Genomic DNA, 14,478 nt, shown 5'->3' with positions numbered 1-14,478 from the left:
TCTGATGAGCCAAGTTCCCGTTGCGACCACCACACCCACTGGCCTCACTGGGTTGTTGGTGCCGTTATCCGATCGCCAGTTGTTGCTGCCCAACGTGGCGGTGGCTGAGCTGATTGCCTTTCGTGCGCCGCAGGTCAGCGAGGGCATGCCGGACTGGTTTCTCGGCCAGATCGCCTGGCGCGACCTGCGCCTGCCGCTGCTGTCGTTCGAAGCCGCGTCTTCTGGTCAGGCGCCGCTCGGCGAGGGTGCGCGGGTCGCAGTGCTCAATGCTTTGGGCGGGCGACCCAAGGTCAAGTTCATCGCACTGCTGGTCCAAGGCATTCCACGTTCGGTGAAGATCGCCAGTGACCTGCCAGCGGCCGATGTCGAGCTGGCACCGTTGGAGTTGGGCGCGGCGCGGGTCGGTGACGATGTGGTGCGCATCCCCGACCTGATCGGGCTGGAGCAGTTGCTTGCCGATGCTGGGTTGATCTGATCGATTGCTGGCCTCCGCCAGCTCGTAATTTCTTTCCGTGCCCATGGAAAGGCTCTGTCCCAGTGGGTTGTTGCAGCCCCAATTTGGCTTGTGTAGGAGCGAATTCATTCGCGAGGCTATCGTGAAAGTGTCGTGATTTTCGCGAATAAATTCGCTCCTACAGGACTGCACTATTCCTTGGGATACAACCATGAAAAAGCCCCCGCAGATGCGATCTGCGGGGGCTTTTTTTACACGTCAGGCGGCTTAGCGCGGCTGCGTGCTGCCTTCTACTTGGCCGGCCTTCTCGGCTGCCAGGTTGTTCTCGGCGGTCGGCTCGGTCCAGTAGTCAGCATTCTTGATGCCGAGCTTCTCGGGGTGGAACACCGGGTCCTGCCCCGCGTCCTGCTGCGCCTCGTAGTCTTTCAGGCACTTGTAGGCGATCTTGTGCATCAGCAGGATGGCGATGATGTTCAGCCAGGCCATCAGGCCCACACCCAGGTCGCCCAGGTCCCAGGCAACGGTGGCGCTGCGCACGGTGCCATACACGGTGGCGGCGATGATGCCGAACTTCAGCAGCAGGGTGAGGATCGGACGATTCACCTTGCGGTTGATGTAGGCGATGTTGGTTTCGGCGATGTAGTAGTACGCCAGGATGGTGGTGAAGGCGAAGAAGAACAGGGCGATGGCAACAAAGATGTTACCAAAGCCTGGCATCACGTTTTCCATGGCGGTCTGTACGTAGCCCGGGCCTGCAGCAACGCCCGCGATACCGGTGAACAGCGCGGTGCCGTCCGGAGCCTGGACGTTGTACTGGCCGGTGATCAGCAGCATGAACGCAGTGGCCGAGCAGACGAACAGGGTGTCGATGTACACCGAGAAACCCTGCACCAGGCCTTGCTTGGCCGGGTGGCTGACAGCTGCGGCCGAGGAGGCGTGCGGGCCGGTGCCCTGGCCTGCTTCGTTGGAGTACACACCGCGCTTGACGCCCCACTGGATGGCCATGCCGACAATGGCGCCGAAGCCGGCTTCCAGGCCGAACGCGCTCTTGAAGATCAGCGCAACCACGCCTGGCAGTTTGTCGATGTGCAGCAGGATGATCACCAGGGCGACCATGATGTAGCCCAGTGCCATAAACGGCACCACCACCTGGGTGAAGTGGGCGATACGCTTGACGCCGCCGAAGATGATCATGCCGATCAGGATGGCCAGCAGGGCGGCAGTGACGGTCGGCTCGATGCCGAACGCGGTTTGTGCGCTGGAAGCGATCGAGTTGGCCTGTACGCCCGGCAGCAGCAAGCCGCAGGCGAATACGGTGACCACTGCGAACAGCCAGGCGTACCACTTCATGCCCAGGCCTTTCTCGATATAGAACGCCGGGCCGCCGCGGTATTGGCCGTCGATCTTCTCTTTATAGACCTGACCCAGGGTCGACTCGACGAACGCCGAGCTGGCGCCGAGGAAGGCCACCATCCACATCCAGAACACGGCGCCCGGGCCGCCAAAGGTGATGGCGGTGGCCACACCGGCGATATTGCCGGTACCCACACGACCGGCGAGGGTCATGGTCAGTGCCTGGAACGAGGTGATGCCATGCTCATCGGTGCGGCCGGCGAACATCAGGCGAATCATTTCCTTGAAGTGGCGAACCTGCAAAAAGCGCCCGCGCAGCGAAAAGTACAGACCGACACCGAGACAGAGATAGATCAGTGCCGGGCTCCAGACCAGCCCGTTAAGGGTCGAAACCAGTTCGTTCATGCCATGCTCCTGGGCGTGCGGCCGCTTTGTGGGCGGGGCCGAGACCCGTTGAATTGTTATTGGAATAGGGCGGCGCGTCTGGGAGGCGCCGACCTCGGCCGGGCGCGGGGCGCTGGTAAAGCAGGTCGCGCACGCGGCGCGCAGAGCATGCCAAAGACTGCGTCGCTTGCAATCTCTTGAGGTCACATTTTGTTACGTCAAGGCGACATTTTTACGCCTGTAGATCGCCCCAGAGCTGTTGGGCCACGCTTAGGGCCACTACAGGGGCGGTTTCGGTGCGCAGTACGCGCGGCCCGAGGCGAGCGGCATGAAAGTCAGCTGCCTGTGCCTGCGCCACTTCTGCATCGCTCAGACCACCCTCTGGGCCGATCAGAAAGGCCAGGGTGCCGGGCTTGGCATGGCTTTGCAGGGCTTCGGCCACCGGGTGCAGCACCAGCTTGAGGTCGGCCTCGACCTGGGCAAGCCAGCTGCTCAGTTCAAGCGGTGGATGAATGAGCGGCAAGACCGAGCGGCCGCACTGCTCGCAGGCGCTGATGGCCACCTGGCGCCAGTGCGCCATGCGTTTGTCGGCGCGCTCATCTTTCAACCGCACCTCACAGCGCTCGGAGACGATCGGAGTAATCTGCGTGGCGCCCAACTCGGTAGCTTTCTGAATCGCCCAGTCCATACGCTCGCCGCGCGATAGGCCCTGGCCGAGATGAATGGCCAGCGGTGATTCGGGCAGCCCAGGCAGGCATTCGCGCAGCTCGACCTGCACGCTCTTCTTGCCGACTTCGATCAGCTCGCCCCGGTATTCCAGGCCGCTACCATCGAACAGCTGCACCGCATCGCCCACGGCATGACGTAGCACCCGGCCGATATAGTGGGCCTGGGCTTCGGGCAGCGCATGCTGGCCGAGTGACAGGGGGGCATCAATAAAGAATCGGGAGAGGCGCATAAGAGGCGAACCTGGAGCAAAGGCGCAAATTCTAGCCGTAGCGTGCGCCGTGCGCACCGATATCTGTAGGGTGGATGGCGCTCTTTTCATCCACCAGGCGACCACAGCGGTGGATGGATAAAGCGTCAGCTACGCGCCCCGATCCACCCTACATTTAGCCCGGGTCGCGAAAGCCCGGATACAGCGTATTGCCTTGCGCTACGCTGACCGAGGTGCGGGTGGCGATGTCGATACCTTCACTGGCCACCTCAGCGAGGAAGTCGATCTGCTCGGGGGTGATCACATAAGGCGGCAGGAAGTACACCACGCTGCCCAACGGGCGCAGCAGTGCACCACGCTCCAGGGCGTGCTGGTAGACCTTGAGACCACGCCGCTCCTGCCAGGGGTAGGCGGTCTTGCTGGCTTTGTCCTGAACCATCTCGATGGCCAGGGCCATGCCGGTCTGGCGCACTTCGGCGACATGCGGGTGGTCGACCAGGTGCGCGGTGGCGCTGGCCATACGTGCGGCCAGGGCCTTGTTGGCTTCGATCACATTGTCCTGTTCGAAGATATCCAGGGTTGCCAGGGCCGCGGCGCAGGCCAGCGGGTTGCCGGTATAACTGTGCGAATGGAGGAAGGCGCGCAGGCTGTCGTACTCATCGTAGAACGCCTGGTAGACCTGCTCGGTGGTCAGGCAAGCGGCCAGCGGCAGGTAGCCGCCCGTCAGGGCCTTGGACAGGCAGAGGAAGTCCGGGGTGATGCCGGCCTGCTCGCAGGCGAACATTGTCCCGGTGCGGCCAAAGCCCACGGCGATTTCATCGAGAATCAGGTGCACGCCGTAGCGGTCGCAGGCTTCTCGCAGCAGTTTCAGGTAAATCGGATGGTACATGCGCATACCACCGGCACCCTGGATCAGCGGCTCGACGATCACCGCGGCGACCTCATGGGCGTGCTCGGCCAACGTCTGCTCCATGTGGGTAAACATGAGGCGCGAGTGCTCTTCCCAGCTCACCCCGTCGGGGCGGTAGTAGCAGTCCGGGCTTGGGACTTTTAAGGTGTCGAGCAGCAAGGCTTTGTAGGTGTCGGTGAACAGCGCGACATCGCCCACCGACATCGCCGCCACGGTTTCGCCGTGGTAGCTGTTGCTCAGGGTGACGAAGCGCTTCTTCGCCGGTTGGCCGACATTGAGCCAGTAATGAAAGCTCATCTTCAGCGCGACTTCGATGCACGACGAGCCATTGTCGGCATAGAACACCCGGTCCAGGCCGCTCGGTGTCAGCTTGACCAGGCGCTCGGACAGCTCGATCACCGGTGCATGGCTAAAGCCAGCGAGGATCACGTGTTCGAGTTGGTCGACCTGATCCTTGATGCGCTGGTTGATACGCGGATTGGCGTGGCCGAATACATTGACCCACCAGGAGCTGACCGCATCGAGGTAACGCTTGCCGTCGAAGTCTTCCAGCCACACGCCTTCGCCGCGTTTGATGGGCACCAGCGGCAGGCGCTCGTGGTCTTTCATCTGGGTGCAGGGATGCCAGAGTACCTTCAGGTCACGCTGCATCCACTGGTCATTCAGGCTCATCTAAGGGGTGTTCCTATTTGATCTGCGGCCGTGCTGGCCTTGAGGACGTGAGCATTGCCGGCGTTTTCGCCTGGGTACATTTCTCGCGGCAATAGGGCGTGAACATAAGGGGGCTAGCCCCGTGCTGCGCTCACTCGAACTGGCGTAAGCCTACCAGATGCCTCCGTTGGCGTGAGTGCCGCACCGTCTGTGGTTCAGGCGCGGTTACGTATCGAAAAGAATTCCCATTCCCTGGTAGCTTCCCAGGATTAGCGGCCCTGCTACTCTGGGTGACCGCTGGGTCGAGCATGGCCGAGACGCCGCTAATCGATCGTAATTAACGATCGTTTAAAGCGGAAAATTTCACTTTTAATCGATAAGTTAACCGCTAGTCTGGCGTTTTCGCGCTGCGGTTTTGGGGTGTTCGATGCAATGGCGTAATTCTTCTTCCCGCTATGGTCTGGTCAGCAGCCTGCTGCACTGGCTGGTTGCCGTGGCGGTATTCGGCTTATTCGGCCTGGGTTTCTGGATGGTCGGTCTGGACTATTACAGCACCTGGTACCGCACCGCGCCGGACCTGCACAAGAGCATTGGCCTGGTGCTGTTCGCCGTGATGCTGGGCCGTGTCGCCTGGCGCTGGTTCAGCCCGGCACCGCCGGCACTCGACAGCCACGGGCGCATGACCCGCTTGGCCAGCCACTTGGGTCATCTGTTTCTCTACGTTGGCCTGTTCGTACTGATGCTTTCCGGTTACCTGATTTCTACCGCCGAGGGTCGCGGTATCAGCGTCTTCGGTCTGTTTGAAGTGCCCGCGACCCTGACCAGCATCCCCGACCAGGGTGATGTGGCAGGGCTGGTCCACGAATATTTGGCCTGGGCCCTGGTGATCTTCGCCGGCATACATGGCCTGGCTGCGCTCAAGCACCATTTCATCGACCGTGACCGCACGTTGTTGCGCATGCTCGGGCGCTGAAACCTTCACAGGGGCGCGGATGACCGTGTTCCCGAGTTCCACCTCACAAGGAGTACACCTATGTTGAAGAAGACACTTGCTGCACTGGCGCTGGGTTCGGCGTTGCTGAGCGCAGGCCATGCCATGGCTGCCGACTATGCAATCGACAAGCAGGGTCAGCACGCGTTCGTCAATTTCAAGATCAGCCACCTGGGTTACAGCTGGCTGTACGGCACCTTCAAGGATTTCGACGGCAGCTTCACCTTTGACGCCGCGGCGCCGGAGGCCAGCAAGGTCAATGTCACCCTGAACACCGACAGCGTCGACACCAACCACGCCGAACGCGACAAGCACATCCGCAGCGCCGACTTCCTTAACGTCAGCAAGAACCCGACTGCGACCTTCGCGTCCACGTCGGTCAAGTCAACCGGTGAAGGCACTGCCGACATCACCGGCGACCTGACGCTCAATGGCGTCACCAAGCCAGTGGTAATTGCCGCCAAGTTCATCGGTGAAGGTAAAGACCCATGGGGCGGCTACCGTGCCGGCTTCGAGGGCAGCACCACGATCAAGCTGAAGGATTTCGATATCACCAAAGACCTGGGCCCAGCCTCGGAAAGCCTTGAGCTGATCATCTCGATTGAAGGTGTACGTAAGTAAGCCAATTCAAAGGGTGGGTTAGCTTTACGCATAACCCATCAAGGCTGCAGGCCTGGCTACTGCGAATGCCACACAAACGAAAACGCCGCCCCATGGGGCGGCGTTTTCGTGTGCGGCTTGCTTATGACTCGTCGCGGTTACGCGTCAGCAAAGCCGGCTTTTCACCGCGTGGGCGGTTGCTGCTGGCCAGCTCGTCGAGCTGCTCGGGCGTGGGGAAGCGATCGAGTCGCGAGCCCTTGTGCACGATCACCGGCTGCTTGTCGCTCGGCGCTTTCGCAGCACCTTCGCGGCGCGGCAGCTCGTCACGGTTGAGCGAGGTGATGCGTGTGTCGCGCGGTGGGCGAGCGCGACCACCACCGTTGTTGCTGCGTGGCTGACCGCCAGCGCCGCCTTGACGGCGACCCTGGCCACCGGCGCCGGCACCACCGCCATTGGCGCGTGGTGGTTTGGCTGGGCGAGCACCCTGGCCGACACCATTGCTGGCGCTCGGGCCGGAAGCAGGCGCACCGGGCCGACGGCCACGGTTCTGCTGCTTGGGCTGGCTTGGGCTGACGTAGTCGACCCGGTTGCCAAAATTATCGATTTCATCGTCGCGGAACTCGTCCGGCGCGCGGTCGGGGGGGAGTGCGGGCACTGCCGGCGCGGCGGCGCGGGCCGAACCGCGTGGTTGCTGGCTGCGCGCGCCCTGGGGCTTGCGTGCGGCATCACGGCCGCTGTCTTTGCCCTTGTCCTTGCGTCCGGCACCGTTGCGCTCGCCAGCAGGCTTGGCGCCACCACGTGGTTGGCGCGGCTTCTGCGGTTCACGCACTTCCGGGCGCTCGGCCTCGACGGTGCTGGCATCGAAGCCCATCAGGTCGCCGTCGGCGATTTTCTGCTTGGTCATGCGCTCAATGCCTTTGAGCAGCTTCTCTTCGTCCGGCGCGACCAGGGAAATCGCTTCACCGCTGCGACCGGCACGGCCGGTACGGCCGATACGGTGCACGTAGTCTTCCTCGACGTTGGGCAGCTCGAAGTTGACCACGTGGGGCAACTGGTCGATGTCCAGACCGCGGGCGGCGATGTCGGTAGCGACCAGGATGCGCACCTTGTTCGCCTTGAAGTCGGCCAGGGCCTTGGTGCGGGCGTTCTGGCTCTTGTTGCCGTGGATCGCCACAGCCGGCAGGCCGTGTTTGTCGAGGTACTCGGCCAGGCGGTTGGCGCCGTGCTTGGTGCGGGTAAACACCAGCACCTGCTCCCACGCCCCGGCGGTGATCAGGTGGGCGAGCAGGGCGCGCTTGTGGCTGGCCTGCAGGCGGAATACGCGCTGTTCGATACGCTCGACCGTGGTGTTCGGTGGCGTGACTTCGATGCGTTCCGGGTTGTGCAGCAGCTTGCCGGCCAGGTCGGTGATGTCTTTCGAGAAGGTCGCCGAGAACAGCAGGTTCTGCCGCTTGGTCGGCAGCTTGGCGAGGACTTTCTTCACGTCATGGATAAAGCCCATGTCGAGCATGCGGTCGGCCTCGTCGAGCACGAGAATTTCCACGTGCGACAGGTCGATGGCTTTCTGGTTGGCCAGGTCGAGCAGGCGGCCGGGGCAGGCGACCAGTACGTCGACGCCTTTGGCCAGGGCCTGGACCTGCGGGTTCATGCCAACGCCGCCAAAAATGCAGGCGCTGACGAATTTCAGGTCGCGGGCATACAGCTTGAAGCTGTCGTGCACCTGGGCGGCCAGTTCGCGGGTGGGGGTGAGCACCAGCACGCGGGGCTGTTTCGGGCCGTGGCGCTGTTCGCGATCCGGGTGACCGTTGGGGAACAGTCGCTCAAGGATCGGCAGGGCGAAACCGCCCGTCTTACCTGTACCCGTCTGGGCCGCCACCATCAGGTCGCGACCTTGCAACGCGGCGGGGATGGCCCGCTGTTGCACCGGAGTGGGTTGGGTGTAGCCGGCGGATTCGACCGCACGGACGAGTGCCTCGGAGAGACCGAGGGAGGCAAAGGACATGTGTAATCCTGTCTAGTGAGGGCGACGCCCTATGGGGTGTATTGCCAGGCTTGAATCGCGCTTGGGGGGCGTGATCCCGTCCGGTACTGCTGACCACTGGGGGTTAGCATCCGGGCGCAAGCCTGGCGGGAATGCCCGAGTATAACAGAGCTGAGGGCTTGCGCAGCCTTTGCCTGCTTAACGGTTCGAGGTGGCCATTTCAACAGAGGTGTCGGGGTGTGCGTAACGCGCCCGCAGGGCGGTGTAGGCCGGCTCACGCTTGAACTGGCGCAAGGCGCTGGCGAAGCGTCGGGCCAACTGTTGATGCCTTGGGCTGCGGCTTAAACCCAGGTACATCGGAGTGCGGGCGATGACGCTGGGGTGGTGAGCGATCACTTGGCTCATGCCCAGTTGCTCGAGCAGGTAGCGCCCTGAGCGACGGTCGTTGATCACCAGGTCGACACGCTGGCGCAGCAGCTTGCCGAAGTTGGCTTCGTGGCTGGCCGCTGGCTCGCGTTTGAACAGGGGGGAGTTTCTGAATGCCGGGTTGGCATACAAGTACCCCGCCGATACGCCGACAGTCAGCCCGGTGAGGTCTTCGATTTTCTGAAAGCGATGCGGGTTCTCACGGTGGTAGAACAGTACGAATTCGACGGTGGAAAGAGGCTCCTCTGGGAACACCATCCAGGTGTTGCGCGCTGTACTGTGGAATACGTCGAGGAGGGCATCTGCTTTGCCTTGTTGCACTGACAGGAGGCAACGTTTCCAGGGCATCAACTCCCAGGTTGTTTGTATGCCCAGTCGTTCGAGCACCACCTGCGTGGTTTCATAGTCCAGGCCGCGCAGCTCTCCGTCCACTTCATAGATGTAGGGCGGCCACGCTTCGCTCACGATGCGCAACGGCTGGGCCTGAAGTGTCATGCAGACAAGGGCTAGGAGTAATGCGCCTATTATTTGGCGCTGTAATACTGGCATGTCGCCAGGATACCGGCTGGCAATGCGGCTGAACAGATCGCGCGCACGCCCGAGTCGCAGGCATTACCTGCGACGGCGCTCATCTAGCGTGCTGGTGGCGGGTCAGTGGACCAAGCGATAGCAGGGCTCGTAGGCCGCGCCACCCGGCAGCTTCATGCGGTGTTGTTCGACGAAGGACTGCAGGAGCAGGTCGAGGTGACGCATGATCTCCGGGTCGCCGCTGATTTCGTAGGGGCCGTATTGTTCGATCAGGCGGATGCCCTTGTCCTTGACGTTGCCGGCCACGATGCCGGAAAACGCGCGGCGCAACTGGGCGGCCAGTTCGTGCAGCGGCTGGTTGCGGTCCAGTTGCAGGCTGGCCATGTTGGCATGGGTTGGTTCGAACGGGTGCTGGAAGCTCTCGTCGATTTTCAGCAGCCAGTTGAAGTGGAAGGCATCGTTCTGCTCGCGGCGGAACTGCTTGACCGCCTTGATGCCGTCGGCCATTTCGCGGGCAACCTGGGCCGGGTCATCCATGATGATGCGGTAGTGCTGGCGCGCGCTGTCACCCAGGGTCGCGCCGATGAATGCGTCGAGCTGCTGCATATAGGCTTCTGCGCTTTTCGGCCCAGTAAGGATCAGTGGGAAGGGCACGGCCTGGTTATCCGGGTGCATGAGAATGCCCAGCAGATACAGCAACTCTTCGGCCGTACCGGCGCCGCCAGGGAAGATGATGATGCCGTGGCCAACACGCACGAAGGCTTCCAGGCGCTTCTCGATGTCCGGCAGGATCACCAGCTCGTTGACGATCGGGTTGGGTGCTTCGGCTGCGATGATTCCCGGTTCAGTCAGGCCCAGGTAGCGGCCACGGGTGTTGCGCTGCTTGGCGTGGGAAATGGTCGCGCCCTTCATCGGCCCCTTCATCACCCCAGGGCCGCAGCCGGTGCAGATATCCAGGCCGCGCAGGCCCAGTTCGTGGCCAACGGTCTTGGTGTACTTGTATTCCACGGTGCTGATCGAGTGGCCGCCCCAGCATACGACGATCTTTGGCTCCAGGCCGGCGCGCAGGGTGTGGGCGTTGCGCAGCAGATGGAAGACGTAATCGGTGATGCCCTGGGAGCTGCTGAAGTCGACCCGTTTGCTCTCCAGTTCGCTCTGCGTGTAGACGATGTCGCGCAGGGCGCTGAACAGCATCTCGCGGGTGCTGGCGATCATTTCGCCATCGACGAAGGCGTTGGCCGGCGCGTTGAACAGCTCCAGGCGGATGCCGCGATCCTGCTGCAGGATGCGGATTTCAAAGTCGGGGTAGGCTTCCAGAATGGTCTTGGCGTTGTCGCTGTGCGAGCCGGTATTGAGGATCGCCAGGGCGCACTGGCGAAACAGGGCGTAGACACTGCCGGAGCCGGTTTCACGCAGTTGCTGGACTTCGCGCTGGGACAGGGTTTCCAGGCTGCCCTTGGGGGTGAGTGAGGCGTTGATGGTAAGGCGTTTGGACATTGGTCGCTCCGTGATGGGTATGCGGCTCAGGCCCTGGCGAGGCGACAGCAGCGTCGCGCAGGATACTGCCTGAGGCGAATGTAGGGTCATGATACGCCAGGCGCGAAGCTACCTGGCCAGGTGGGTATCGATGACGTGCACAGGCGGGGCAAACCGGGCCGCATCGCGCGGCCCGGCGCAGGGGTCAGCGCGGCAGCTTGAGGTTGTTCCAGATCGCCAGGCTGGGTTCGGCCTGGTTCATGCTGTAGAAGTGCAAGCCGGGGGCGCCGCCTTGCAGCAGGCGTTCGCACATCTGGGTGATGACCTGCTCACCGTAGGCCTGGATGCTGTCGGTATCATCACCGTAGGCTTCCAGCTGCTTGCGCACCCAGCGCGGAATTTCCGCACCGCAGGCATCGGAGAAGCGCGCCAGTTTGCTGTAGTTGGTGATCGGCATGATGCCGGGCACCACCGGGATATCCACGCCCATTCTCTGCACGCGCTCGACGAAGTAGAAGTAGCTGTCGGCGTTGAAGAAGTACTGGGTGATTGCGCTATCGGCGCCGGCCTTGGCCTTGCGCACGAAGTTGGCGATATCGTCCTCGAAGTTGCGTGCCTGCGGATGCATTTCCGGGTAGGCGGCCACTTCGATATGGAAGTGATCGGCGGTTTCTTCGCGGATAAAACTGACCAGCTCGTTGGCATAACGCAGTTCGCCACTGGCCATGCCCATACCGGAAGGCAGGTCGCCGCGCAGGGCGACGATGCGCTTGATTCCGGCATTTTTGTACAGGCCCAGCAACTCGCGCAGCTCGGCCTTGCTGTCACCGACGCAGGACAGGTGCGGCGCGGCCGGTACCTTGATCTCGCCATCGAGTTGCAGCACGGTGTTCAGCGTGCGGTCGCGGGTGGAGCCACCGGCACCGTAGGTGCAGGAGAAGAAATCGGGTTTGTAGGTTGCCAGTTGGCGCGCCACATTCATCAGTTTTTCGTGCCCGGCTTCGGTCTTGGTAGGAAAGAACTCGAAGCTGTAACGGCGTTCTTGGCTCATAGGGTTTCTAGCCTTGGAGACGTAGGTGAATGGCGTTTTTCCCATCCACCGTGCGGGAAGTCGGCGGTGGATAAGCCATGGGCTTACCCACCCTACGCATTAGTAGCGGTAGGCGTCCGGCTTGAACGGGCCTTCGACGGTCACACCGATGTAGTCGGCCTGGGTCTTGGTCAGTTGGGTAACCACGCCGCCGAAGCCCTTGACCATTTCCAGGGCCACTTCTTCGTCGAGTTTCTTCGGCAGCACTTCCACGGTCAGACGCTCGGCTTTTTGTGCCGGGCTCAGGTCGGCGTACTTCTGGCCGAACAGGAAGATCTGCGCCAGCACCTGGTTGGCGAACGAGCCATCCATGATCCGGCTCGGGTGGCCAGTGGCGTTGCCCAGGTTCACCAGACGGCCTTCGGCCAGCAGGATCAGGTAGTCGTCGTTGTGCGCATCGAAGCTGCCGGCACCAGTGCGGTGGATCTTGTGCACCTGCGGCTTGACCTCTTCCCACGCCCAGTTCTTGCGCATGAAAGCGGTGTCGATTTCGTTGTCGAAGTGACCGATGTTGCACACCACGGCGCGCTTTTTCAGGGCCTTGAGCATATTGGCGTCGCAGACATTGACGTTACCGGTGGTGGTCACCAGCAGGTCGATCTTGCTCAGCAGGGCGCTGTCGATGCTGGCGGCGGTGCCGTCGTTAATGCCATCGATAAACGGCGAAACCACTTCGTAGCCGTCCATGCACGCCTGCATGGCGCAGATCGGGTCGACTTCGGTCACGCGTACGATCATGCCTTCCTGACGCAGCGACTGCGCCGAGCCCTTGCCTACGTCGCCGTAGCCGATGACCAGTGCTTGCTTGCCGGACAGCAGGTGGTCGGTGCCGCGCTTGATCGCGTCGCTCAGGCTGTGACGGCAGCCGTACTTGTTGTCGTTCTTGCTCTTGGTTACCGAGTCGTTGACGTTGATCGCCGGGATCTTCAGCTCGCCCTTGGCCAGCATGTCCAGCAGGCGGTGCACGCCAGTGGTGGTCTCTTCAGTAACGCCGTGGATGCGTTCGAGCATCTGCGGGTATTTCTTGTGCAGGATCTCGGTCAGGTCGCCGCCGTCGTCGAGGATCATATTGGCGTCCCACGGCTGGCCGTCCTTGAGGATGGTCTGCTCGATGCACCACTCGTACTCTGCTTCGGTCTCGCCTTTCCAGGCGAATACCGGGATGCCGGCTGCAGCGATGGCGGCAGCGGCCTGGTCCTGAGTCGAGAAGATGTTGCACGACGACCAGCGTACTTCGGCGCCCAGTGCAGTCAGGGTTTCGATCAGCACGGCGGTCTGGATGGTCATGTGGATGCAGCCGATGATCTTCGCGCCTTTCAGCGGTTGTTCGCCGGCGTATTTGCGGCGCAGACCCATCAGGGCGGGCATTTCGGATTCGGCGATGATGGTTTCGCGGCGGCCCCAGGCAGCCAGGGAAATGTCGGCGACTTTGTAATCGGTGAAACCGGCAGGCGTCAGTACAGCGCTCATAAATGAGTTCTCCATTCGTTGGTGTCGAATGGGCGCCGTTGATGCGTATGGTTAACGCCCCATCCGAGCCTGACAAAGTCCTGTTGCACAGGGTTTGCTGCAGCGCCCCTCGGACGGGTGGCGGGAGCGACCGGGCGGTGCCGGTCGGAAGTAGCCGAGGGATTATAGCTGCACCTGGCCAACTGCCCAAGGCTTTCCGTCGCCGCGGGCTGGCGCCAGTGGCAGCCTTGCTCTGTTCAGTTGTCAGGGAGCACAAGATCGAGATTCGTCGGCGCAACGTCGAGAAGACTCTCCTGGCGGCCGAGAAGGTCTTCGCCAACAAAGGCTATGGCGGCACCGCGATGGGCCGCACGGGCGGGCAAGCGCACGTCGGTGATATTCGGCGTCAGTCTGACGATTATCGGCAGCGAGAGAGTGGTCTTGCACCAGCGGGTGACCATCTCCACGTATTCAGGCACCTGGCCGACCGCCGCGGCCATGCCGCGCTCGGGCATGACGCGATCTTGCTCGCTGAGCTCGGCCCAGCGGGGATGATTTTCGTGCCCTGTGAGGGCGGCATCAGCCACAACGAAATCGACAACGCCGACCCGGCGGATCTGGCGGCTGGCTGCGCGGTGCTGCTGCGCGCCATGCTCGCCGTGTCGGTGGCGCTGGCCGAGGGTAAACTGGCGGCCTGATTGGCTGAAACGCCATGGCCTTGAGTGGTGGCGGTCATGGACGCCCGGGCAGGGACAGGCGATGCTGCGTAGCCCACTGCCGAGCTACGGAGCTGCCATGACCCTTGCCTACTGGTGCGTACTGATCGCCATTGTCCTGCCGTACCTGTCCACCGTGACGGCCAAAGCCGTCGGCGGCGGTTTCAGCCCACGGCATAACCATGACCCGCGGGCGCTGCTGGACAACCTCGAGGGGTTGGGCCGGCGCGCCAACAATGCCCAGCTCAATGGCTTCGAGATCACCCCGGCATTTGCCGCGGCGGTGATTATCGCCCACCTGGCCGGCGGTGCTGCCCAGGGCGTGCTCGATCAACTGGCCATCGCGTTTGTCATCAGCCGCGTGCTCTATACCCTGTGCTACCTGGCCGACTGGGCGATGTTGCGCTCGCTGGTGTGGTTCGTCGGCGTCGGGCTGATCGTTGCGCTCTTTGTGGTTGCGGCCTAAACCGCGGATGACCTCTGTGGCAAAACACCACGCTTGGCCTGGCCCGATCGAGTGGTGATACTGGCT

12 protein-coding genes, 2 pseudogenes and 1 riboswitch are annotated in these 14,478 nt (G+C 62.4%); of the genes and pseudogenes, 5 read left to right on the top strand and 9 right to left on the bottom strand.

Going from position 1 to position 14,478, the window contains the following annotated elements:
- Nucleotides 1–4: 4 nt before the first annotated feature.
- The gene (locus tag BMW49_RS05670; RefSeq protein WP_069516369.1) at nucleotides 5–475 is read left to right on the top strand and encodes a chemotaxis protein CheW; all 471 of its coding nucleotides are present in this window, start codon (nucleotides 5–7) and stop codon (nucleotides 473–475) included.
- A gap of 246 nt (nucleotides 476–721) precedes the next feature.
- Here BMW49_RS05670 and BMW49_RS05665 read toward each other — a convergent pair whose 3' ends face one another.
- From BMW49_RS05665 to BMW49_RS05655, 3 genes are all read right to left on the bottom strand, one after another.
- A complete protein-coding gene (locus tag BMW49_RS05665) occupies nucleotides 722–2,212 on the bottom strand; it encodes an alanine/glycine:cation symporter family protein (RefSeq protein WP_069516368.1) in 1,491 nt (496 codons plus the stop codon).
- A gap of 211 nt (nucleotides 2,213–2,423) precedes the next feature.
- A complete protein-coding gene (locus BMW49_RS05660) occupies nucleotides 2,424–3,149 on the bottom strand; it encodes a 16S rRNA (uracil(1498)-N(3))-methyltransferase (protein WP_069516367.1) in 726 nt (241 codons plus the stop codon).
- A 154-nt stretch (nucleotides 3,150–3,303) separates the two neighbouring features.
- Nucleotides 3,304–4,710 carry an adenosylmethionine--8-amino-7-oxononanoate transaminase gene (locus BMW49_RS05655; protein ID WP_069516366.1) on the bottom strand — a complete coding sequence of 469 codons (1,407 nt, stop codon included), beginning with the start codon at nucleotides 4,708–4,710 and terminating at the stop codon, nucleotides 3,304–3,306.
- A 406-nt stretch (nucleotides 4,711–5,116) separates the two neighbouring features.
- On the opposite strand from BMW49_RS05655, the gene BMW49_RS05650 reads away from it, so the two are divergent.
- Both BMW49_RS05650 and BMW49_RS05645 read left to right on the top strand, forming a co-directional pair.
- Entirely contained in the window at nucleotides 5,117–5,662 is a 546-nt protein-coding gene (locus tag BMW49_RS05650; RefSeq protein ID WP_069516365.1) for a cytochrome b, read from the top strand.
- 60 nt (nucleotides 5,663–5,722) lie between these two features.
- Complete coding sequence (locus BMW49_RS05645; RefSeq protein ID WP_069516364.1) at nucleotides 5,723–6,301, top strand: YceI family protein; 579 nt, start codon at nucleotides 5,723–5,725, stop codon at nucleotides 6,299–6,301.
- 121 nt (nucleotides 6,302–6,422) lie between these two features.
- Here the strand turns inward: BMW49_RS05645 and rhlE2 are convergent, their stop codons facing one another.
- The 6 genes and pseudogenes from rhlE2 to BMW49_RS24450 all read right to left on the bottom strand — a co-directional run.
- Nucleotides 6,423–8,282, bottom strand: a complete 1,860-nt coding sequence (gene rhlE2 / locus BMW49_RS05640) for an RNA helicase RhlE2 (protein WP_069516363.1) — start codon at nucleotides 8,280–8,282, stop codon at nucleotides 6,423–6,425.
- Between the two features lie 177 nt (nucleotides 8,283–8,459).
- On the bottom strand, nucleotides 8,460–9,182 hold the full coding sequence (locus tag BMW49_RS05635; protein ID WP_244168310.1) for a substrate-binding periplasmic protein: 723 nt from the start codon (nucleotides 9,180–9,182) through the stop codon (nucleotides 8,460–8,462).
- A 156-nt stretch (nucleotides 9,183–9,338) separates the two neighbouring features.
- On the bottom strand, nucleotides 9,339–10,712 hold the full coding sequence (gene ppnN, locus BMW49_RS05630; RefSeq protein WP_069516361.1) for a nucleotide 5'-monophosphate nucleosidase PpnN: 1,374 nt from the start codon (nucleotides 10,710–10,712) through the stop codon (nucleotides 9,339–9,341).
- Nucleotides 10,713–10,896: 184 nt separating this feature from the next.
- Nucleotides 10,897–11,742 (bottom strand): methylenetetrahydrofolate reductase [NAD(P)H], encoded by an 846-nt coding sequence (metF, locus tag BMW49_RS05625; RefSeq protein ID WP_069516360.1) that lies wholly within the window; start codon nucleotides 11,740–11,742, stop codon nucleotides 10,897–10,899.
- A 99-nt stretch (nucleotides 11,743–11,841) separates the two neighbouring features.
- A complete protein-coding gene (gene ahcY / locus BMW49_RS05620) occupies nucleotides 11,842–13,251 on the bottom strand; it encodes an adenosylhomocysteinase (protein ID WP_069516359.1) in 1,410 nt (469 codons plus the stop codon).
- Between the two features lie 23 nt (nucleotides 13,252–13,274).
- Nucleotides 13,275–13,368, bottom strand: a riboswitch (S-adenosyl-L-homocysteine riboswitch).
- Between the two features lie 206 nt (nucleotides 13,369–13,574).
- Nucleotides 13,575–13,745: pseudogene (locus BMW49_RS24450) on the bottom strand (NAD-dependent dihydropyrimidine dehydrogenase subunit PreA); the annotation flags it as partial.
- On the opposite strand from BMW49_RS24450, the pseudogene BMW49_RS05615 reads away from it, so the two are divergent.
- Nucleotides 13,740–13,928: pseudogene (locus tag BMW49_RS05615) on the top strand (Zn-dependent hydrolase); the annotation flags it as partial. The pseudogenes BMW49_RS24450 and BMW49_RS05615 sit on opposite strands and share 6 nt — an antisense overlap.
- 97 nt (nucleotides 13,929–14,025) lie before the next feature.
- On the top strand, nucleotides 14,026–14,412 hold the full coding sequence (locus BMW49_RS05610; protein ID WP_069516357.1) for an MAPEG family protein: 387 nt from the start codon (nucleotides 14,026–14,028) through the stop codon (nucleotides 14,410–14,412).
- Nucleotides 14,413–14,478 lie beyond the last annotated feature (66 nt).

This window comes from Pseudomonas cuatrocienegasensis, assembly GCF_900110925.1.
Lineage (GTDB): Bacteria > Pseudomonadota > Gammaproteobacteria > Pseudomonadales > Pseudomonadaceae > Aquipseudomonas > Aquipseudomonas cuatrocienegasensis.
Note: the sequence above shows the minus strand (reverse complement) of the source record. Positions and strands in the feature narration are given on the sequence as shown.

Bases quoted from the DNA above. Each gene is read 5' to 3' on its own strand.
- BMW49_RS05670 (WP_069516369.1), top strand. From the start codon at position 5: ATGAGCCAAGTTCCCGTTGCGACCACCACACCCACTGGCCTCACTGGG.
- BMW49_RS05665 (WP_069516368.1), bottom strand. From the start codon at position 2,212: ATGAACGAACTGGTTTCGACCCTTAACGGGCTGGTCTGGAGCCCGGCA.
- BMW49_RS05660 (WP_069516367.1), bottom strand. From the start codon at position 3,149: ATGCGCCTCTCCCGATTCTTTATTGATGCCCCCCTGTCACTCGGCCAG.
- BMW49_RS05655 (WP_069516366.1), bottom strand. From the start codon at position 4,710: ATGAGCCTGAATGACCAGTGGATGCAGCGTGACCTGAAGGTACTCTGG.
- BMW49_RS05650 (WP_069516365.1), top strand. From the start codon at position 5,117: ATGCAATGGCGTAATTCTTCTTCCCGCTATGGTCTGGTCAGCAGCCTG.
- BMW49_RS05645 (WP_069516364.1), top strand. From the start codon at position 5,723: ATGTTGAAGAAGACACTTGCTGCACTGGCGCTGGGTTCGGCGTTGCTG.
- rhlE2 (WP_069516363.1), bottom strand. From the start codon at position 8,282: ATGTCCTTTGCCTCCCTCGGTCTCTCCGAGGCACTCGTCCGTGCGGTC.
- BMW49_RS05635 (WP_244168310.1), bottom strand. From the start codon at position 9,182: ATGACACTTCAGGCCCAGCCGTTGCGCATCGTGAGCGAAGCGTGGCCG.
- ppnN (WP_069516361.1), bottom strand. From the start codon at position 10,712: ATGTCCAAACGCCTTACCATCAACGCCTCACTCACCCCCAAGGGCAGC.
- metF (WP_069516360.1), bottom strand. From the start codon at position 11,742: ATGAGCCAAGAACGCCGTTACAGCTTCGAGTTCTTTCCTACCAAGACC.
- ahcY (WP_069516359.1), bottom strand. From the start codon at position 13,251: ATGAGCGCTGTACTGACGCCTGCCGGTTTCACCGATTACAAAGTCGCC.
- BMW49_RS05610 (WP_069516357.1), top strand. From the start codon at position 14,026: ATGACCCTTGCCTACTGGTGCGTACTGATCGCCATTGTCCTGCCGTAC.